We start from the raw sequence: 22476 nt of genomic DNA, 5'->3' as shown, positions 1-22476 counted from the left end.
CATCAATATGAACGCATTAAAGAATTTAAGCCTGATTTTGTTGCTTTCTCTGGCATTTACAGGCTGCCACAACAAAAGCTCAAAAATCAATGATTTCAACCTGCTGCTTTATGCTCCCGAATATGCCTCCGGCTTCGACATCAAAGGGGCGGGCGGGAAGGAAAGCGTACTGATAACCGTCAGGAATCCCTGGCAGGGAGCGGACAGTGTAACCACATGGCTGTTTATCGTCCGCAACGGTGAAGAGGTTCCCGAAGGGTTTGCAGGACAGGTACTCAAAGGAGACGCCAAACGTATCGTGGCGATGTCTTCCACTCATATCGCCATGCTTGACGCAATCGGTGAAGTCCGGTGTATAACCGGCGTTTCGGGAATCGACTACATTTCCAACCCAGACATCCAAGCCCGCCGCGACAGTATTGGCGATGTCGGCTATGAAGGGAACATCAACTACGAGTTGCTGCTCTCGCTCGATCCCGACCTCGTTCTGCTCTATGGGGTGAACGGCGCAAGCGCAATGGAAAGCAAACTCGAAGAACTCGACATACCGTTCATGTATGTCGGCGATTATCTTGAAGAGTCGCCTCTCGGCAAGGCCGAATGGATGGTAGTGCTTTCAGAAGTCACAGGAAAACGTGAGAAGGGTGAAAAAGCCTTTGCCGCAATCCCGGTCAGATACAACGCCTTGAAAAAGAAAGTGGCCGACAGTACCCTCGGCACTCCTTCGGTTATGCTTAATGTTCCCTATGGCGACTCGTGGTTCATGCCTTCAACCCAAAGTTATGTAGCCCGCTTGATTACTGATGCGGGAGGCCGCTATATCTACCAGAAGAACACGGGAAACGCTTCTATCCCCATTGACTTAGAAGAAGCATATCTGCTCGCGTCGGATGCGGACATGTGGTTGAACGTGGGAATGGCGAACTCCCTTGACGACTTGAAGGCATCATGTCCGAAATTCACCGATACCCGATGTTTCAAAAATGGAGAGGTGTATAACAACAACGCCCGTACCAACACAGCCGGGGGTAACGACTATTACGAGTCTGCCGTCGTGAATCCTGACATCGTGCTCCGCGACCTCGTGAAGATATTCCATCCTGAACTGGTGCAGGAAGAGTGTGTGTATTACAAGCAACTGAAATAGATGCGTTCCCGTTCGACTATATTATTCTCCATATTGATTACGCTCACGGTCGGTCTTTTTTTACTGGACTTGGCCGTGGGAGCTGTCAACATTCCGATCCGCGATGTATGGGCAGCACTGACCGGGGGAAATTGTTCCCGTGCCACGGAAAAAATCGTACTCAACATACGCCTCATAAAAGCTATAGTGGCACTGTTGGCCGGGGCTGCCTTATCGGTCAGCGGTCTTCAGATGCAGACCCTCTTCCGTAATCCTCTTGCCGGTCCCTATGTCCTTGGCATCAGTTCCGGTGCAAGTCTCGGTGTGGCACTTGTGGTACTTGCCGGGATCGGTTCATCAATAGGCATTGCCGGAGCAGCGTGGGTGGGTGCGGCTGTCGTGTTGCTCGTGATAACTGCCGTCGGACAGCGAATAAAAGACATCATGGTAATCCTGATTCTGGGCATGATGTTCTCATCGGGCGTAGGTGCTGTCGTGCAGATATTGCAGTACCTCAGCAAAGAGGAATCGCTGAAAGCCTTTGTCATTTGGACGATGGGGGCTTTGGGTGACGTCACCTCCGGACAACTTCTGATTCTTGTTCCATCGGTGTTTGCCGGACTGCTGTTGGCTGTACTGACCATCAAACCGCTTAACCTCCTGCTGTTCGGAGAGGAATATGCCGTAACAATGGGACTGAATATTCGGCGTTCACGCAGCCTGTTGTTTCTCTCGACAACGCTGCTCGCCGGAACGATAACCGCTTTTTGCGGTCCGATAGGTTTCATAGGTCTCGCTATGCCTCATGTCACAAGAATGCTTTTCCAAAATAGCGATCATCATGTCCTTCTGCCCGGAACAATTCTTTCGGGAGCATCGATATTGCTTCTTTGCGACATCATTTCTAAAATATTCACCTTGCCGATCAACGCCATTACAGCTCTATTGGGAATCCCAATCGTCGTATGGGTGGTTTTACGCAACAAATCCATCACCGCATGATAGAATTACAGCATTTTTCCATAGGTTACAAAGAAAACTCGTTGCTCCACGAGGTAAATGCCACGATAAAAAAAGGTCAACTGACAGCCCTTATCGGAAGAAACGGGACAGGAAAATCGACGTTGCTCCGCGCCATAGCCGGTCTGAACCGGTGTTATTCCGGAAAAATCATTCTCGACGGGCACGACATCGCCTGCATGAAAACCGAAGATATGGCAAAAACGCTGGCTGTCGTCACGACCGAGCGCACGCGCATCGCCAACCTGCGGTGCAAGGATGTCGTAGCCATAGGCCGTGCTCCTTATACCAACTGGATAGGTAGGATGCAAGAAACAGATAAGGAGATAGTCATGCAATCGCTCATTTCGGTGGGAATGGAGGCTTATGCAAACCGCACGATGGATAAAATGTCGGATGGCGAATGCCAGCGTGTGATGATTGCTCGTGCATTGGCACAGGATACTCCTATCATTCTCCTTGATGAACCGACTTCCTTTCTTGACATGCCTAATCGCTACGAACTTGTGGCGTTGCTTCGTAGGCTTGTCCACGACGAGAAAAAATGTATCATGTTCTCGACACATGAACTTGACATCGCGTTGTCCATGTGCGATTCGATAGCATTGTTAGATACCCCGAATTTAAGTTGCTTGACCGCGTCTGAAATGCAGAAAAGCGGATACATTGACAGACTTTTCCAAAATGAAAACATCCGTTTCGACTCCTTATGCGGTACAATGATTTTGAAACAATGAGTATATACACTGTAGAAAATTTTACTTCAGACATCACTGTTGAAGGATACATCGCCGAATTCCGTGACGAACCACATTTTCTTGAACTTTGCAAACAATGTACCAATTACGGTAAAAGTTGGGGGTGTCCTCCATTTGATTTTGATACGGAATCGTTTCTCCGACAATACAAGTATGCACATCTTATGGCAACGAAGATAATCCCTGAAGACAAAGATATTCCGATTGAATATACACAAAAACTCATTTTACCGGAACGGATACGAATCGAGAGCGAATTATTGGATATGGAACGGAAATATGGAGGGCGTTCATTTGCCTATATAGGTAAATGTCTTCACTGCTCAGATAACGAGTGTACGCGTAACTGCGGCACACCATGCCGACACCCGGAAAAAGTGCGTCCGTCACTCGAAGCCTTCGGATTTGACATAGCCAAAACGCTTTCTGAACTTTTTAACATCGAACTTCTTTGGGGAAAGGATGGCAAATTACCTGAATATCTTGTTCTCGTAAGCGGATTTTTTCATAATGAATACGAACTTTGCAACATAGCATACTAATGATTCGGACATGAAATAAACAGACAAACTAACCACATTCGGTTCAATCTGTTTTGTGATTTCAAATGAATTATAGTTAGATATGTAAAAAGCGACGCTGGAGCTTGAAATAAGTAACGGTTTATCGGTGTATTCTCCGTTAAACCGTCCTGTTTTCGTTAAACGAAAACACAACTTGCTGTCCGCAGGAGCGGACCACATTTATCCAATAATTATTGTGTATTAGCCCATTGTATGGCTATTCTCCTGTGATTTACGAGGCATTTCCATCAGGTGTTTGCCGGCTGCTCTCCCCATAAAAGGGTGGATATCTCTCCATAATCATATGACTTACGTCCATAATTCGGGAATAAGGAGGCGAATATACGGGAAATCTGCCCTTTACATGCCCTATTGTCCATTAATGGATTGTTACTTCTACACATCTACAAATGGAGAGCGGCAGTGAGCCGTATATGGTTTATGGTTTTTCTGCATTATCTTCATTAATGGATTACTACTTCTACACTTCTGCAAATGGAGAATGTAGCCGTGTACACCTTATGGTCTTCCTTCATAATTCTCCATTAACGGATTAATACTTTTACACTCCCATAGACCGATAATTTAAGAATCCGTATCCGGACGGATGCGCGCTCTCACGCCTGCCCATAAGGATTAAAAAGGAACGGTGGACAAGGAAACGGAATCCCGCTCGCTTTTCCACACCACTACGGGCCTCTGATGTCGCCTCCGCATAGGAAGAACCGTCCGAACGGAACGGCATCTCCGTCCCCCCCGTCATGTGTATCATGACAATAACTGACTTTGGATGACTATAAGTGACAGGTGGTTTCATCCTGTTCTCTTCTTCCTTTATTTTGTATTCCGAGACAATACCAGTTGTGTAATTTAATAATTTAAGATTTTAAAATATGGATTCAGAAAAGGAAAAGAACCGGCTTTCCGATATCGTTCTCGAGAGGGTCGGACTCACGGGGAACCTTCTGTCAGCTCCCGTTTCCCCATCCCTGGAACCAGTGGTGGAGATACCAAGTCATGGAAGTCAGGTCCGGGCAGGGAAAGTGACAGGTCCGGAGGAATACAAGAGGAGGTTTCTGGTTCCCGCTCCCAGAGCCGCTGAGTGGAAGACCGCCTACATTGATGGGAGACTGCACCGCCGGATCGCCATGCTGGTCAGGGCCGCCGGCTGCGGCAGCATCTCCGGTTTTATCATCCGGTTGTTGGAACTCCATATGGAGGAACACAGGGAGGACATCGCCTCCCTGCTCGGTGAGGTCTACCGTCCCTGGGATGAGGACGGACAGCCGGGAGGAACACCTCGCCGATAAAACGTTGTCATTGTCCAAGAAGGCATATCATGACAGGAAAGAACGTAAAAGAGCGGATTGGTCTTGGCGGGATGGACGCGGACCGCATCCGTGAGATCATGGGGGAAGCGCCTGCCTGTCCCCGGAAGAGACGTGGAACGTCCGGTAACGACATTATACGTCCCGCAAGGAAAAATGGCCCCATGCAACCGTCCGTCTACGGGGAGGAATACCTGCATGGCATTGCGGGCGTGCAGCGTCGGTCGCTGCATATTCCCGCCGCCCTGCACCGGAAACTGTCCATCCTGGCGGGAGCCTCGAGAAACGGAAAGGTCACTCTGGAGGGGTTCATCAACCACCTTGTCTCGCGGCATCTGGAAGAATACAGGGAAACGACGGACATGATTCTGGAGGAGTCCCTGCCCGGCCCGGTCATAAAGGCTCGTCCCCCATGACAGGGGATCTCCCCCGATGGGAGCATTATTTTTGTTTCTGAAACAATAGTGTTTAACTTTTAATGAAAAAGAAGTATGATGAAAAAAGAAAAAGAGTTGTTGGTTGCCATCGCCAGCCAGAAGGGTGGCGTGGGAAAATCCGTCTTTACGGTACTGCTGGCCAGTGTCCTGCATTACCGCAAAGACGTGCGTGTGGCGGTTGTGGACTGTGACTCCCCGCAGCACAGCATCGCCCTGATGCGTGAGAGGGACATGGAGAATGTCATGAAAAATGACGACCTGAAGGTGAACCTGTACCGGCAGTACGAAAGAATCCGTAAGCCTGCCTATCCGGTCATCAAAAGCGACCCGGAAAAGGCCGTGGAAGACCTGCGGCGTTATATGGACGAAAAAGGGGAGACTTTCGATATCGTGCTCTTCGACCTTCCCGGAACGCTCCGCAGCGAGGGGGTGGTTCATACCGTTGCCGCGATGGACTATATCTTTGTCCCGCTCAAGGCGGACAATATCGTCATGCAGAGTTCCCTGCAGTTTACCAAGGTGCTGGAAGAGGAGCTGATCGCCAAGGGGAACTGCAACTTGAAAGGAATCCGGCTGTTCTGGAACATGGTGGATAGAAGGGGACGGAAGAATTTGTATGATGCCTGGAACCGGGTCATCCACAGGATGGGGCTGCGGCTGCTGTCCTCACACATTCCGAACACCCTCCGCTACAACAAGGAGGCGGACCCTGTCTGTAAGGGTGTCTTTCGTTCCACGCTGTTTCCACCCGATCCCCGTCAGGAGAAAGACTCCGGCCTTCCTGAACTGGTGGAGGAGATATGCCATGCCATCGGTCTGGAGGAATCCGATACCGAGCGGTAGCGGATGATAGGATACAGACACCTTGAATAAGGGCTTTTAGCCTAAGATAAAGTAAGATAATTGCATGATAATAAGTTTTTTACAGATGTGACTTCTCCTATAAAAGCATTACCTTAGTAGTGTAATGTGCGCCAAGAGGTCACACAAGTAATTGTTCAGCATCGTGTCTGAACCTATTGTTCCATCAATAGTAGCCTGAAGAGGCGTACGTGACTGGCAACGGTCGGGTGCGAAGCCCTCTTGACAACGACGTTCCAACCTAAGCATCATAGGCGAAGAATGTCAAAGCTGACTGATATGAGTAACCTAAGTGAATCGCCGTACCATCGTGACTATGAATTAGCTCACGGATATTTATGGGCCATTCCAAAAGGCAAGCAGTCAGGATAGTACGCTGTTACATCGTGCTACACGGATGTCGCACTGCTGGTGGATAGGCGGAGTCTAAGTCGGTCGTCAGTTATTTGTGCGAAACTTGGTAAGCCCGTATCTCTCCCGTCAGCCAATAACCGATGGGTGGCCAATTGTAAGAGCGGCCGAATGAGGTGCGGGTAAAGGATTGTGGAGAAAGCGAATGCCATGGTGTAATGCCCTGGATAAAGGTTTCAACGTCACCCTACGCGAAAGCGGGCAGACTTCCACAGGGTAATTCTTTGTGAAACGAATTGTAGAACTTCAAGTATAAAGAAACAGCAAAGGAACAAGGCGCAAGCCGAGTGTGCATCTTCAGCCGGACGCAAAACCGTGTGGAAAGGAATAGACTTCGCACGATGCGAACGTAAGGTATCAATCGTTCACTGACTGCTATGTTCGGTATTAATGCAGACTGAATCCTTAATCATTTATCCAAACTCTTGAAATATCAAAGCCTGATTTAAGTGCAGATAACTGATAGAGTTTGGATAAATGGAAAGTTTGAATAAAATACATTATTATCAATTTCTACAGATATTTTTCCTTGCGCTCACACCCCACTGCATATTTGAGAAAACAGAATGATTTAACATACTATTTTTCATATCCAATCTTTTTTAATACTCCCCATGATAATACTCACTATAAAAAGTCCAATCGAATAATTTTACGCGGTGATAAATGAAATTAATAGAAAGCGATTACCTTTGAAGAAAAAGTCTGTAATTTGGTCAAGAGAAAAGTACAATAGGTCAAAACATGGATATTATAATTCGCTTTATTTGCACTACCATTTTAAATCTAATTGTATTAATCCTTATTATAAACTTTAATATCTGCACTATGAAGAGAAAAGTACTATTAAGCACATTGTTTCTAATACTACATTTCACTGTAGCATTAGCACAGCAAGTAACTATTTCAGGGCAAGTGTTGGATGAGAAGAGTGAACCTCTTATCGGTGCCACGATAAATATCGAAGGTACCACCAATGCAGTAATCACCGATTTAGAAGGAAAGTTCACGATAAAAGTACTTCCTTCTGAAAAACTGGTCATCAGTTATCTGGGATATAAGCCCAAAACTATCACTATCGGAAAGAACCGAAGATTTGATATCATTCTAGACCCTTCAGTCACAGAGATGGATGAGGTGGTTGTTGTAGGCTATGGTAGCCAGCGAAAAAGTGATATTGCAACCGCCGTTGCTTCTGTGAATATAAAAGATATTGTAAACAGTAGTTCTACGCAGACGTTGCAAGCACTACAAGGCAAAATCAGCGGAGTACAGATTATCCCCACAGACGGTTCATTGTCAAGCGGAATGACTTTCAGAATCAGAGGTGTCAACTCCGTCACAGGAGGAACCCAGCCTCTCTTCGTCATTGATGGTGTACCAATGCCTACTCAACAGATCACCAATGAAGATACCGAAACGGTAAACAATCCTCTGCTGGGACTGAATCCAAATGATATTGAATCCAATTTGAATTATTGGAATCCTCGTCCTATCAAAAAGGATAATCCATATTTGACCGTCCAAAGGAAGCTCTCTCCACAGACTGTGGAGGATTTCGCCAATAGACTGTTCATCTACCAGGTAGGAAAAAACAATCATATCGGCTTTCCATTCCGCAAACCCTCCCAGATGGAAATCCTTAACTTTGAAATGAGGAACTATTTTGCAGAGACCAATACCAATTATAAAGCCTTTGCCACGGGTGGTGACAAGGCACAAAGCTGTTGGATGGCCAATTTTGTTCCTTTTGACAAGGTTACAGACATATATCTCTTTGAATCCGCTATTGACGCAATGAGTTTCTACGAAATAAACCATTATACTAAAGAAACCACATGCGCATTCATAAGCACGGGGGGATATGTCACCAAATCCCAAATAGAGAATATAAGCCGTATATTCCCATCTGATAAGGTAAAGTGGAATTGTTGCTATGACAATGATGCCAGCGGTAATGGTTTTGACATCACCACAGCATATTATCTCAAAGGTGAGGAATGTAAAGCTTTTGCAAGGACCAACACTGGAGACACATATAAGACCATCTATTTAAGTTTCCCGGATGGAAACACACAGACCTTCAAAGAAGATGCATTTTCCTCCGGCGAGTATCTTAAACAACATGGTATAGACAATGTAAATATCATCAAACCTTCACGGTACAAAGATTGGAATGAGCTTCTTGTCTATTACAAAAGATTTGATTTGAACCTGGGTCCAGGAATGAAATTCATCCCGGCTATCGAAAAGACCATATCCCAACTGAATCTAAGAGGATATGAACAATTGGCCAATAGTATCAGTTCTTCCACAAAAGAACTGGTGGATTCTCTGCTTGAGCAAGCCAATTACTGCATTTCCGCACCTCTTGCCGAGAGCGGCGCTTATACTCTTATGGTAGACTGTAATATCTTCATGGGGCTGGACACGATGGTACCGGTACCAAGCAACTTATATGTTATAGAAAAGTGCACGCAAAAAAAGATATCGGCACATGCCATAAATGAATTTCTTAAAAAAGAATATATAAACATTTTTAGAGACATGAGTTCATCTGATTTCAAAAATTTTCTAGAGAAAGACATCCTAACTTATACAAAGGGTGCTGTAGAAAAGAATTTTGAGAAAGTGATATTGACTTTCGGATGGAGCCTTAAACCTTCAATTCTAAAAAAAAAGAGTTTTGACTTAGAACATGGTATATAGCATAACAATACAGCATGATACCATAATAGTAGCTGTTTCAAGCAGACATGTTGTCACAATTCCTGCCAGGTTTAATGGAATGATTCTCGGGCTTTGGAACTTGATACAGATTTTCGTTGCCTACTGTAATGAGAATCCGAATTGGGTGAGTAATGTCCGGTCACTGTGGGGTGACCGATTCAAATAGGGACAGGTATGGAACGGATGCCTATTCATGCCCCTATTATAGCTGACACATGGACTTTTATACATTCTTGCACTTTTTAAGTGGGTAAAAAAGTACTATTTGTATTTTATACAAAAAATTGTTTGCTTAATGAAATGGAACATACATTGCCAATGATATTTAATACCTATATATAGGTATTAGATGCGTTTTTATACCCAAAAAATGGTATTTTTATAATCTTTTGTAATATCTAATTTTGCGTCCTAAAATAGATCTTTTATCGAAGAGAGATACAGTTTCCTTATATTTGAACTGGGGCTTCTGTAAAGTGCGATAAATATGAGGCTGGAACGGAGCTATCAGAAGAATTTTGGAGAAAATCCGTTTTTTAACTTAGTTAGATCTATCAATGAAAATATAAGTATTTATCTGCGTTGTATTAAGATATAGCATATCAGAACTACAACCATCCCGTTTTTTATTTAGATTTGCAGTTTGCTTTTAATCACTCAAGATCCGTATTACTATGTATGGAACTTAAATAAAGTACTAATATATATTGGATTTTCCTAAATATAATGCAGTTGCTATATTGTTAGACAACAGACGGTTGAGGTCTGTGAGATTATGCAACGGCACCAACAAAAACAACATGTATTTTTAATAATTTTAGTTTTGTTACACACAATGGTTTGTTTTAATTTAAAATTTACATATAATTTTGCATTATTAATAAATATGATGTTACTTATGAAAAAAGGTATTTTGGGGTGTAATATTATATACTTGTTTATACTTATTTGCATAGGAATTGCCCTCCCTATCAAATCGCAAAACAATTACAAAGTAAAACTTACAGGCACTGTTTATGAGTACGACCACAACAACAAGCGTTTGCCTTTAGAATTTGCAGCTGTGTCTATTCCTGAAATTGCACTAGGGACAACCTCTGATGAAAATGGTAGATACATACTGGAAAACGTACCTACTGGTAAAATTCGTATGCAAATTCAATATTTGGGCAAAGTCTCCATTGACACCTTAATAAATGTAAATAAGGATTTGGTTCTTAATTTTACAATGAGGAATGAGGATTTTAAGTTGAAAGAAGTTACAGTAACTGCAACCAACAGCCGTTCAGGCAAATCCACATCTTCTCACATTTCCCGCTCTGCTATGGACCATATGCAAGCGACCAGTTTATATGATGTAATGTCATTGATGCCAGGTGGAATTTCACAGAATCAAGATATGAGTTCGGCACAACAGATTAACATCCGTCAAGTTTCCAGTTCCAGTGGTCCGGAAGCTCCGATGAATGCTATGGGCACCGCAATAATTCGTGATGGTGCCCCCATCTCAAATAATGCTAATCTATCTGCGATGAGCCCTACGGTATTAAGTGGTACGGAAACACCCGCTTCATTGGCCGGAGGTGCCTCGCCGGCTGGTGGAACCGATGTTCGTAGTATTTCTACTGAAAATATAGAGTCTATACAAATCGTTCGTGGTATCCCTTCTGTTGAATATGGTGATCTGACCTCAGGAGCAGTAATTATTAATACAAAAGCTGGTCGTGAGCCGCTACGTGTCAAAGCAAAAGCCAATCCCAATATCTATCAGGTGTCTATGGGAACCGGTTTTGAACTTGGAAAAAAGAAAGGCGCTTTAAATGTAAGTGCAGATTATGCTTATAATACGAATAATCCAATATCCAGTTACCAGCACTATCAGCGTGCCACAACAAAGTTGCTCTATTCAAATACTTTCTTTAATAATAAGTTACGTACCAATTCCAGCTTTGATTTTATTTATGGTAAGGATCAACGTGAACGTAATCCTGATGATGAACAAACTAAAACAGCTTCGGAAGGCCGCGATATAGGTTTTACTTTGAATACCAATGGTACATGGAATATAAATAAGGGCTGGTTAAAAACACTACGCTATGTATTGTCAGGTACGTATATGGATAAAGACAGTTATTATGAAACCGTATACAGTTCTGCTACATCTCCTTATTCCATGACCACTACAAACGGTGCGGTACTTAGTAACTTTGCAGGTCAGCATATCTATGATGCCAATGGTAATCAAATTACTAATTTTGGACCGGAAGACATAAATCATTATGCTGTTTATCTACCAAGCAGCTATTTGGGACACTATGAGATCGATAGTCGTGAAGTTAATTTGTTTGCTAAAGTGACGAGTTCTCTATTCAAGGCGAGCGGTCATGTAAACAACCGCATCTTGATTGGTGCGGATTTCCGGAGTGACGGTAACGTTGGTAAAGGAAAAACTTATGACCCAAGTACTCCTCCTTATCGTAGTCAATACGGTCATAATTCATCTTTCCGTCCACGTAACTATAAGGATATTCCTTTCATTAACCAATTTGGTGCATATGTGGAAGATAATTTCAAATGGTCCATAAGCGGTACGCATGATTTGAACATTCAGGCTGGTGTGCGTTATGATCATACCTCAGTAGTAGGAGGCATTTTCTCGCCACGTGTAAATGCATCCATTGATTTGATTCCGAATCTATTAAGTCTTCAGGGAGGTTACGGTATTGCTGCAAAGATGCCTTCTCTTCTCTATTTATATCCAGAAAATGCATATTTTGAATATATCAATATAAATGAGCTTACCAATGAAAATATTCCGGAAAGCCAGCGCTTGTTTATGACTACCACAGAAGTTCGGCAAGTAGATAACTCAGATTTGAAGATTGCCCAAAATCATAAAGCAGAAGTCGGTTTTAATTTACGAGTGGGTAAAACCAATCTGAATGTAATAGCTTATAAGGAGCGTCTGAAGGATGGTTATGTAATGAGCCAAACCTTCAACACCTTCAATACATTTATCTACAATGAATACCAGCGCACAGAAAACGGGATAGAGCTTAGTAGTAGCCTACCGGTATTGTCTACTTATGCAAAACCAACTAATAATTTAAATATAGAAACTAAAGGTTTAGAATTTGATTTGAATATCGGACGTATTGATGCTATCCGTACGGCCTTCCAAATAAATGGCTCATGGATGCGTACTAAGAGTTGGCGTCAGGGTTATAGCTTCTATGACAATAGCGAAGATGCTGCTTCAGCCCGTAAACCGGTGGCCATTTATTCTCAAGAAGGCAATGCAAGTTACAAACAACAATTTGTAACGACTTTACGTGCCACTCACAATATCCCGCGTATCGGTTTTGTTGTTACGATGACAGCACAAGCTATTTGGCAGCAGTCTAATTGGAATACATTTGGAAACGATTCTATACCTGTGGGCTATTTAGCATTGGAAGATGCGTCTGTAAATATGTTTCCCAAGGGGAAATATACCACTACCCAGCAAGTAAAGGATGCAGGATATGGATATATGTTGAATAATGTAAGTCATAATAATGCTATAAAAGAATCATACAGTCCTTATTTTTGTTTTAACTTGAATGTAACTAAAGAAATTAGCAATATGCTACGTGTTTCTTTCTTTGCCAACAATATGTTCAGAAGTTATCCGCGCAGAGAATCCAAACGTAATCCGGGTTCATATATTCAATTGAATAACCGATTTTTCTTTGGGCTGGAATTATCACTCACTTTATAATGTTTAGGAAGTTATGAAAAAATATTTAATATATTTGTTTACATTGGCAAGTACCCTTTTGATAGGATGCGATTCGTTCAGGGACATGTCTGGCACAGCAGAAGTGAATCCTATCACAGTGGATGTATATTTGGATATTACCGTTGAAAATATATCCACACTGAAAGATCTGACTGTAAAGTTCGACAATTACGATGAAGATTTACATTATGTAAAAGAAGTAACTGATAATAGTGTGAAAGTTGACGGAATTATCCCCGGAATTTATTCGGTAACAGTATCCGGTACAGCGATCGATACAGAAAACAATGAATACTACATCAATGGCAATTCTGTAAATGCGGCATTATTTAAGCATGGTAGCGCATTGAATATTGAAGTACAAGGGCTTAAAGTGAGCCCATTAATATTCAAGGAGATTTATTATTGCGGTAGCCGTCCGGAAAAAGGAGGAGTCTATTTCCGAGACCAGTTCTATGAGATATACAATAACTCTGCTGACATTTTGTATTTGGACGGTATTTATTTCGCAAATTTAACTCCGGGTACAGCTACCACTAAATTACCTATTTGGCCGGAAGCGGACGGTAATAATTATGCATATGGAGAACGTGTGTGGAAATTTCCAGGAAATGGAACCGAATATCCGTTAGCGCCAGGTGAATCTTGCATCATTTCTCAATTTGCCGCTAACCATCAGTTGGACATCTATAACCCTCAAAGTCCTATAGACGGCAGTAGTTCTGAGTTTGAGTTTAATATGAATAATCCAAACTTCCCTGACCAGGCAGCTTATGATATGCAACATGTTTTCTACCAAGGAAAAGCAGAGATGGGAAGTATACCACAATATTTGACATCCGTATTCGGAGGTGCTTATGTGATTTTTCGTGTTCCTGAAGGAGAAGCTTGGGATCCGGTCAACGATGAAAATATGAAGACAACAGATCTTAGCAAACCGAACAGCAATGTTTATTATGCAAAAATACCTATTAAATATGTATTGGATGCTGTTGAAGCAGTAAACAATGAGTCAAAGATGAATGCAAAACGTGTCCCCGGTGTACTTGATGCAGGTATTACTTGGGTAGGAGCTACTTATTGCGGTTTAGGTATTGCTCGCAAATTGTCCACAGACGAAGAAGGTAATCCTATTATTCGCGAAGAAACAGGTACATATATATATCAGGATACAAACAACAGTACGGATGACTTTGAACGTGGCGTTGTTCCTGTAATGCGTCGTAATGGAGCAAAAATGCCTTCATGGAATCACACATTGTAATAATTAACTAAAAAGACAGAACAATGAAAAAACAATATATGAACTATATGAAAAGCTGCCTGCTGGTAATGATAGCCTGCCTTGTAAGTATGGTGGGAGCGGCACAGGGCTTCTCTCCCGCCGCTATGGAACAATTGAAAACAAGACGACTATGGTCTCATTCACAGAATGCTGCCGGTATGCCATTCGATGATATTCAGAATTATTCGAATGTTATATTGGGATATGACTTACAGGACGGAAACTATTGCCGTCCGCAAGAGGGGCAGAAAGAGGCTATCGTAGGTGTATCCAGTGAAGGCTTTATCAATCTGAAAAATGCATATGTGTGGGGAGCATTTAATTTTGCACAAAAAAATCTGACAGATGCCGGATATAACGCCTCCATTGCCGATCCATTCAGGGGAATGCCTTACTATGTCGCAGACCAGCACTTAAGCAAATGGAGAAATCAATATTACGATCTGAAGTTTCGTGCAGCTACTCCTTTACTTGGTAATCATTGGGCATTGGGGTTGGAAGGTAATTATGTAGCTACATTAGCTGCCAAACAGCGCGACCCGCGTGTGGATACCCGTTTTTATACGCTGGGACTGACGCCGGGGATTACTTACAAGTTGAATAATTCACACAAGTTTGGTGCAAGTTTCAAGTATAGTTCTATCAAGGAAGACTCAAGAATGAGTAATGTCAACTCTTATGTGGATCAGGACTATTATATATTATACGGTTTGGGAACAGCCATAAAAGGAATAGGCAGCGGTGTAACCAGCAATTATATTGGAGACCGTTTCGGTGGAGCTCTCCAGTACAACTTCAGTATGCCCTCTTTCAATTTACTGCTTGAGGGCAGTTACGATGTAAAAGCGGAAACTGTTCAGCAGAGCTATACGACTCCTAAAAAAATAGCCGGTGTAAAAGATAAAACTGCTCATGTTTCTTTAACGATGATTCAGGAAGGAAAGGACTATACCAATTATATGAGAACCACATATACAAATCGTAACATCGATGGTATTCAGTATATTTCTCAACGCGATAACTCTGAATCACAAAGTGGCTGGGTGGAATTATATAATAACATCCGTTCTACGTACAAGGCACAAACCGCTTCTCTTAATTATGCATTAAGCAGAAACCGCGGGAATGAATATAGTTGGAAAGCAGAATTAAATGTGAATTATACCAAGCAAGACGATGAATATTTAATGCCTAATTCTGTACAGAATGCAGAAAATTTATCTTTAGGCTTAGGTGGCAAAAAAAATTTTGTTTTAGGCAATAGTTTGAATCGCAGGCTTTTAATAGATGTTCATGTTGCGTATAACAATAATCTGGGAGGTGAATATGTATATGGTGGCAGCCATGCAGACTATCCAACTGTAACCGAATTACAACAAGGGCTGACTAATTATTATACCTGTGATTACTATCGTATTGGCGGGTCGATAACGTATTCGCAACAAGTCAGAGAAAACAGACGTATGAACTTATTTGCAAAAGTTGTATTCGATCGTGTAAATACCTCTGACTATGATTATGATGGGCGTACTCATTTATCGATAAGTTTAGGATGTAATTTTTAATGCTACATAACGAAATCTATATTACAAAACATGCGTAAATTAATAACTGGAAGTTTGATGCTCTGCAGCATATTATCTCTGCGGGCACAGACATTTGTTAAACCGGCTGTGAAAGTAAAGGACACCTCTTTTGCTGTAATTACAGATAAAGGGACATTTCAGGCTTGTGAAGCCGAGCTTAAAGCCTATCAGGAGATTCTAGGAATGGAAGGGTTGCCTACGTTCATCGTATACAATGAATGGAATAAACCGGAAGATGTAAAGAAAGTTATTGTTAAGCTCTACAAAAAGGATAAATTGGAAGGAGTGGTATTTGTCGGTGATATCCCTATTCCAATGCTCCGCAAAGCCCAGCATATGACTTCCGCTTTTAAAATGGATGAGAAAAACAATGACTGGAGAGATTCTTCAGTGCCCAGCGACCGTTTCTACGATGATTTCGACCTACAATTCGATTTTTTGAAACAGGACAGTGTCGAAAATAATTTCTTCTATTATAATTTGGCTATAAAATCTCCACAGCAAATTCGGTGTGACATATATTCTGCACGTGTCAAAGCTGTTGATAACGGCGAAGAACCGCATGCGCAAATCAGCCGCTATTTTAAAAAAGTGGTGGCTGAGCACCAGATAAACAATAAATTAGACCAATTCTTCTCCTATACAGGTGATGGCTCTTACTCTAACTCATTGACTGCATGGACACCGGAAACCTTTACTATTCGCGAACAAATGCCGGGCGTATTCGATAAAGAGGGACGGGCCCGTTTCATCCGTTATAATTTCAGCGATTATCCCAAGGACGATGTCATTAATATGCTGAAACGCACAGATCTGGACTTGTCTATTTTTCATGAGCATGGTATGCCCGAACGTCAATATCTTTCCGGTAGTCCCGCTACTAATAGGTGGAATGCTCATGTAGATGCAATGAAGTACTATTATCGTGGTTTAGCGCGTAGAAAGCAAAACAACAAAAAGTCTTTCGACGAAATGCTGGATATGATGAAAAACACATACGGTTTGGACACTACTTGGATTGCAGGCTATGATGATCCCAAAGTAATTGCAGAAGATTCTTTACTAGACCTGCGCACCGGTATTATCCTGTCGGAAGTTACAGAGTTTAAGCCTAATAGCCGTATGGTAATTTTCGATGCATGCTATAATGGTGATTTCCGGGAAAAAGATTACATTGCCGGACGTTATATCATGTCGGAAGGAAAATGCGTAACTACTTTTGCCAATTCAGTCAATGTACTGCAAGATAAAATGGCAAACGAGATGCTCGGCCTGTTAGGTATGGGAGCACGAGTGGGGCAATGGGCTAAATTGACGAATATTCTCGAATCGCACATTACCGGTGACCCTACTCTACGTTTTCAATCTATCAATGAGGTAGATGCCAATGCTTTGTTCAAAGAACCATATAGCGAGTCCCGCATGTTGGAGTTATTACAGTCGCCCTATGCCGACATACAGAATTTTGCTTTGCACAACCTTTATCGCAATGACTATCCGGGTATTTCTGATTTATTAAGAAAAACTTTTGAAACTTCCTCGTTCATGATGGTACGTTTCACCTGCTTGGCATTGCTTGAGAAGATTAGTGACAAAAACTTCCGGGAAGTCTTACACTTGGCCATTACGGATTCCTATGAATTTATTCGTCGCACCTCTGTTCGTATGATGCAACATGTGGGACTGAACGAGTATGTTTATCCGCAAATCAAAGCCTATGTAGAAGACAACCTATCCGAGCGTGTGGCATTTAATGTGAGTTTGGGGCTTCAAGTCTTTGATCAGGCAGCCGTACAGGCGGCAATTGATAAAGTAATGGCTGAGACCTATGTGTTGCAAGACAAGGAGGAGATGCGTAAGGTTTTGGAGAATGCCAATAATAGTCGTAGCATGCAAAAAGAGTTATTAAGCAAAGAAACTTCCGAACGTTGGCGCATCCTTTATTGCAATTCTCTGAAAAATCATATGGCACATGCCTGTGTAGACGGCCTCTTGGCTTTACTTACCGACTCCAGTGAAAGTGAAAAGCTAAAAACCTGTTTATTGGAGGCTTTTGCTTGGTTCACTCATTCTTATCGGAAGCCTGACATCCTTCGGGTATGCGATCAACTGAGAAAAGATAAGAGCTTATCCGAGAACCTTCGTGAAGAAGCCGACCGTACATATTACAGACTTAAAAATTAATTGGCCATGATTAAAAAAATAATATATCTGGCATTTCTTTTGCCATTGGCAGGAAATGCACAAACAACAGTCATAAAGCCATTGGTCAAACAACCTACCGCTTTTGCTATCATAACAGATAACCAAACTTATGCAAATACCAAAGATGCCATGCATCAGTACAAAACTGCGGTTGAAGATGATGGTTTGGCAACTTATCTGATCAGCGGTGACTGGCAAAATCCAGATCAAGTCAAACAGATAATCATCAAAACATATCAAGAATGCCCTTCATTGGAAGGTCTGGTTTTAATCGGCGATGTGCCTGTCGCATTGGTACGTAATGCGCAACACATGACTACTGCATTCAAAATGAATGAGAAAGCCTTTCCTTGGGATCAGTCTTCCGTACCTACCGACCGCTTTTATGATGATCTGAACTTAAAGTTTGAGTTCATCAGGCAAGACTCAGTAAATCATCAGCATTTCTACTACAAATTGACAGAAGACAGTCCCCAGCGGCTAAATCCTACTTTCTATTCAGCTCGTATCAAGTATCCGGAAAAAAAGGAAGGGGATAAATATGCGGCCATTGCCTCATATCTGAAGAAAGCTGCTGCTGCCAAGGCAGATAAGCATAATCAATTAGATCGGGTATTCTCATTCAATGGTGCTTCTTACAATTCCGATTGCCTGATTGTATGGATGGATGACGAAAAAGCTTATATGGAGAACTTTCCATTAGCTTTTGGTCGTCAAATGGGATTCAAACATTGGAACTTCCGAATGAAACACCCTATGAAATATAAGTTATTCAGCGAATTGCAACGAAAGGACCTTGACTTATTTATGTTTCATGAACATGGAATGCCAACAGGGCAGCTTATTAATGATGAATTGGCATGCACTGATTTCAATAATCGTTATAAAATGTTGAAGAGTACACTTTATAATGCAGTCATGTCCCATGTTGGAAAACGTGACAAAGACACCTTACGTATTCAGATGCAGGAAAAACGACAAGTGAATGAGGTGTTTTTTAAAGACCTGGACAATCCTAAGTTCTGGGAAGCAGACTCTCTTCACTACGCTGATGAACGTATCGTAACGGAAGATTTAATGAAGAGAAATCTTTCCACTAATCCGAAGATGATAATGTTTGATGCGTGCTACAACGGTTCTTTTCACGAAAACGACTATATAGCAGGACAATATATCTTTAATGACGGTCAGACATTAGTAGCACAAGGAAATACCCGTAACGTATTGCAAGACCGCTGGACTATTGAAATGATTGGTTTGTTGTCCCATGGTGTACGAGCCGGGCAATACAATAAGCTAATCGTATCACTTGAAGGTCATTTGTTTGGTGATCCCACTTTCCGTTTTGCTCCTATCGAAGCCAATACTTTAAGTACCGATATAACAATACACAAAGATGACAAAGCCTATTGGAAGAATTTGTTAAACAGCCCATACGCTGATGTACAAAGTTTGGCCATGCGTATGCTGGCTGACGCCGATACCCAAAAGGAATTATCTCCGTTGCTCCTGAAGAAGTACCGGGAAAGTGGCTTCAATACGGTTCGTATGGAAGCTATCAAGTTGTTGAGCCGTTATCAGGACGACAACTTCATCGAAGCATTACGCGAAGGTTTGAACGATACTTATGAAATGGTAGCTCGCCAAAGTGCCATTTATGCTGGATTTGTAGGTGACGATTCCTTATTGCCCGCTATTGTGGAAGCATTGGTCGAACATAATGAACGCTTACGCGTACAAATGAGTGCCAACAAGGCTTTAAGCCTTTATCCGAAAGAGAAAGTAGAAAAGACAATAGAAGACTTTTATGCAAAAGTTGACCGTTTGAATGAAAACGAAGAGAAAAAACGATTACTAAGAAGCCTGGAAAGAATGTTTGTACAAGAGGCAAAAGTCCATCAGACCTTGATGGATGTAGCTGCACCGGAAGCAAAACGTATCAGTGCAATCCGCAATGTGCGTAACTATACATTCCATTTCCACGTGGATGATTATTTGAATGTAATTCGTGATGCCGGTAATCCACAGGAAGTACGTGTAGTAATGGCCGAAGCATTAGGTTGGTTTACTAATTCTGTACAACGGCCACACATTCTTGAAGAAATAAAGAAGATGCAACAAACAGCCAATCTTCCGGAAGATTTAAAAGCAGAGCTTGAACAGACAATCAAAAGATTAAGTTTATAAATATGAATAAATACATCCTTTTGGCAATTACCGCTTTGTGCTTACAGGATATGCAGGCGCAAACAGTTGTACATCCTAGTATAAAAACAAAGACTACTTTTGCAATTGTAGTCGATCAGAAAAGTTATGATGAAGCGAAAAGTGAAATTGATGCTTATCGTACCAGTATAGAAAAAGAAGGTTTAGGTACTTACTTGCTAATTGATGATTGGAAAAGGCCCGAACCTATTCGTGAGCAACTTGTCAAATTGCATGAGAATGAGAAAACGCCTTTGGAGGGTTGCGTATTTATAGGTGACATCCCTATTCCAATGATTCGTGATGCACATCATCTATCTTCGGCTTTCAAAAGGTCTCCCAAAGCCAATTGGCAGAAATCAAGCGTTCCTTCCGACCGTTATTATGATGACTTCGGATTAAAATTTGATTATATTAAACAAGACAGTTTGATACCTGACTATCATTATATGACATTGCGTGCTGATTCTAAACAGTATATTTCACCGGATATTTATTCGGCCCGTATCCGTCCATTACATTTAGAAGGTGAGAACCGTTATCAGATGCTACGCGATTACTTAAAAAAGGCAGTTGCCGAAAAAGCAAAGCAAAATGCATTTGACCAACTGACTATGGCCCGTGGCCATGGTTACAATTCTGAAGATCCTTTGGCATGGAGCGGTGAGCAAATAGCCTTACGTGAGCAATTGCCGCAAATATTCAAATCGGGTAATACAGTGAAGTTCTATGATTTTAACATGCGCTATCCGATGAAACCATTATACTTGAACGAGATTCAGCGCGAAGGATTAGATGTCATGCTATTCCATCACCACGGTGGCCCCACCATGCAGTATATCAATGGCTATGAAAATGGTTCCGGTATTAATTTGAGTATTGAGAATGCCAAAATATTCTTGCGAAGCAAAGTGCCTTCATACGCCAAGAAACATGGGCGTGAAGCTGCTATCAAAGAATATGCCAAGCAGTATGGGGTGCCTGAAAGTTGGTGTGCGGAAGCTTTCGATGAGGAGAAAATAAAATCGGATTCCATTGTAAACCGTAATATGGATATCTATACTGAAGATATTCGTCTTTTGACTCCTAATGCGCGTTTTATATTGTTCGATGCTTGTTTCAACGGTTCTTTCCATTTGGATGACAACATTGTAGGCTCTTATATATTCAATAAGGGTAAGACCATTGCTACTATGGGATGTACGGTTAACACCATTCAAGATAAATGGCCGGATGAATTTCTCGGCTTGTTAGCTGCCGGTATGCGCATCGGGCAGTTCACTCGTTTTACCTGCTTCTTGGAAAATCATCTGATCGGTGACCCGACTTTTCACTTCACCAATAATGCCGGGCTGGATATGGACATCAACCAAGCTTTAGTTGCGCAGGAAGGAAATGTTACATTCTGGAAAAAACAGCTGAATTCCCCTATGGCTGACATGCAGGCAATGGCGCTCCGTCAATTGTCAATGGCAAATTATAGTGGTCTCGTTGAGTTGCTGAAGAAAAGTTACCACGAATCGAACTATTTCGTTGTGCGGTTGGAAGCATTACGCCTATTAGCTTTGAACTATCCGACAGAGGTTGCCGATGTATTGCAGACAGCCATGAACGACAGTTATGAACTGATCCGTCGTTATGCGGTGGAATACGTTGAAAAGAATTGCAATCCGGAATTGTTGCCGGCATGGATAGAAAGCTATTTATTACGCGGACATGAAAACCGCCATCGTTTCAGAATTTTTAGTGCTATCAACACGTTCGACCATGATATGGCTTTGAATGAATTGAAGAAACAGGCTGCCGATTGGTCTTTCTACGATTCTTCCTATGTGAATGAATTGTTAGAATACCTTCCTCGCCAAAAGAAAGGACTTGAAAGAGATTTTGCACTTATTGACAGTCCGGAAAGTACTACCAAACAGATACAAAGCGAAATAAGTAGGTTCCGAAATAAACCTATTGCTAAAGCTATTGAGCCATTACTGAACATTATAAAAAATGAAAGCCAAGAAGAAGAACTTCGCATATTGGCTGCTGAAACATTAGGCTGGTATAATTTATACTATAATAAAGCAGATATAATCAAAGAACTTAACACATTTAGAACTTCCAATCAAAAGCTAATGAACGAAGTTACCAAAACAATTAATAGGCTGAAAAGTCAAAATAGGTAGAAT

At 42.0% G+C, this 22476-nt stretch carries 16 protein-coding genes; 14 read left to right on the top strand and 2 right to left on the bottom strand.

Going from position 1 to position 22476, the window contains the following annotated elements; genetic code table 11:
* Positions 1-7: 7 nt before the first annotated feature.
* The 4 genes from BSHG_RS05890 to BSHG_RS05905 are packed head-to-tail and all read left to right on the top strand — an operon-like array spanning position 8 to position 3446.
* Positions 8-1147 carry an ABC transporter substrate-binding protein gene (locus BSHG_RS05890; protein ID WP_004289233.1) on the top strand — a complete coding sequence of 380 codons (1140 nt, stop codon included), beginning with the start codon at positions 8-10 and terminating at the stop codon, positions 1145-1147.
* Entirely contained in the window at positions 1148-2128 is a 981-nt protein-coding gene (locus BSHG_RS05895) for a FecCD family ABC transporter permease (RefSeq protein WP_004311292.1), read from the top strand.
* On the top strand, positions 2125-2883 hold the full coding sequence (locus BSHG_RS05900; protein ID WP_004289235.1) for an ABC transporter ATP-binding protein: 759 nt from the start codon (positions 2125-2127) through the stop codon (positions 2881-2883). Before BSHG_RS05895 ends, BSHG_RS05900 begins: the two co-directional genes overlap by 4 nt.
* On the top strand, positions 2880-3446 hold the full coding sequence (locus BSHG_RS05905; RefSeq protein ID WP_004289236.1) for a DUF2284 domain-containing protein: 567 nt from the start codon (positions 2880-2882) through the stop codon (positions 3444-3446). Before BSHG_RS05900 ends, BSHG_RS05905 begins: the two co-directional genes overlap by 4 nt.
* Positions 3447-4029: 583 nt before the next feature.
* Here BSHG_RS05905 and BSHG_RS22880 read toward each other — a convergent pair.
* Positions 4030-4239, bottom strand: coding sequence for a hypothetical protein (locus BSHG_RS22880; protein ID WP_005829337.1), 210 nt, complete (start codon positions 4237-4239; stop codon positions 4030-4032).
* Positions 4240-4360: 121 nt separating this feature from the next.
* Here BSHG_RS22880 and BSHG_RS05910 point away from each other — a divergent pair, with 121 nt between their 5' ends.
* The 3 genes from BSHG_RS05910 (at position 4361) to BSHG_RS05920 (ending at position 6075) form a co-directional block, all read left to right on the top strand.
* Entirely contained in the window at positions 4361-4777 is a 417-nt protein-coding gene (locus BSHG_RS05910) for a DUF3408 domain-containing protein (protein WP_004327094.1), read from the top strand.
* A 29-nt stretch (positions 4778-4806) separates the two neighbouring features.
* Positions 4807-5211 (top strand): DUF3408 domain-containing protein, encoded by a 405-nt coding sequence (locus BSHG_RS05915; protein ID WP_004315818.1) that lies wholly within the window; start codon positions 4807-4809, stop codon positions 5209-5211.
* 75 nt (positions 5212-5286) lie between these two features.
* Positions 5287-6075 carry a ParA family protein gene (locus BSHG_RS05920; protein ID WP_008660421.1) on the top strand — a complete coding sequence of 263 codons (789 nt, stop codon included), beginning with the start codon at positions 5287-5289 and terminating at the stop codon, positions 6073-6075.
* Positions 6076-6183: 108 nt separating this feature from the next.
* On the opposite strand, the gene BSHG_RS23575 is transcribed toward BSHG_RS05920, so the two are convergent.
* Positions 6184-6345 (bottom strand): hypothetical protein, encoded by a 162-nt coding sequence (locus BSHG_RS23575; protein WP_153862836.1) that lies wholly within the window; start codon positions 6343-6345, stop codon positions 6184-6186.
* 987 nt (positions 6346-7332) lie between these two features.
* Here BSHG_RS23575 and BSHG_RS05925 point away from each other — a divergent pair.
* The 7 genes from BSHG_RS05925 (at position 7333) to BSHG_RS05955 (ending at position 22473) form a co-directional block, all read left to right on the top strand.
* Positions 7333-9213: a carboxypeptidase-like regulatory domain-containing protein gene (locus BSHG_RS05925; protein WP_004327093.1), complete on the top strand. Its 1881-nt coding sequence runs from the start codon at positions 7333-7335 to the stop codon at positions 9211-9213.
* A gap of 910 nt (positions 9214-10123) precedes the next feature.
* On the top strand, positions 10124-12994 hold the full coding sequence (locus BSHG_RS05930) for a TonB-dependent receptor (RefSeq protein WP_004311273.1): 2871 nt from the start codon (positions 10124-10126) through the stop codon (positions 12992-12994).
* A gap of 13 nt (positions 12995-13007) precedes the next feature.
* Positions 13008-14279 carry a DUF4876 domain-containing protein gene (locus tag BSHG_RS05935; protein ID WP_004312956.1) on the top strand — a complete coding sequence of 424 codons (1272 nt, stop codon included), beginning with the start codon at positions 13008-13010 and terminating at the stop codon, positions 14277-14279.
* A 23-nt stretch (positions 14280-14302) separates the two neighbouring features.
* Positions 14303-15865 (top strand): DUF6850 family outer membrane beta-barrel protein, encoded by a 1563-nt coding sequence (locus BSHG_RS05940; RefSeq protein ID WP_004327091.1) that lies wholly within the window; start codon positions 14303-14305, stop codon positions 15863-15865.
* Between the two features lie 30 nt (positions 15866-15895).
* Complete coding sequence (locus BSHG_RS05945) at positions 15896-18070, top strand: HEAT repeat domain-containing protein (protein WP_005651733.1); 2175 nt, start codon at positions 15896-15898, stop codon at positions 18068-18070.
* Between the two features lie 6 nt (positions 18071-18076).
* On the top strand, positions 18077-20278 hold the full coding sequence (locus tag BSHG_RS05950) for a HEAT repeat domain-containing protein (RefSeq protein WP_004311266.1): 2202 nt from the start codon (positions 18077-18079) through the stop codon (positions 20276-20278).
* A gap of 2 nt (positions 20279-20280) precedes the next feature.
* On the top strand, positions 20281-22473 hold the full coding sequence (locus BSHG_RS05955) for a hypothetical protein (protein WP_004311265.1): 2193 nt from the start codon (positions 20281-20283) through the stop codon (positions 22471-22473).
* The last annotated feature ends 3 nt before the right edge of the window (positions 22474-22476 follow it).

It is taken from the genome of Bacteroides sp. 3_2_5, assembly GCF_000159855.2.
In the GTDB taxonomy this organism is placed as follows: domain Bacteria; phylum Bacteroidota; class Bacteroidia; order Bacteroidales; family Bacteroidaceae; genus Bacteroides; species Bacteroides fragilis.
The sequence above is the reverse complement of the archived record's forward strand: the minus strand, read 5'-3'. Positions and strand labels throughout refer to the sequence as shown.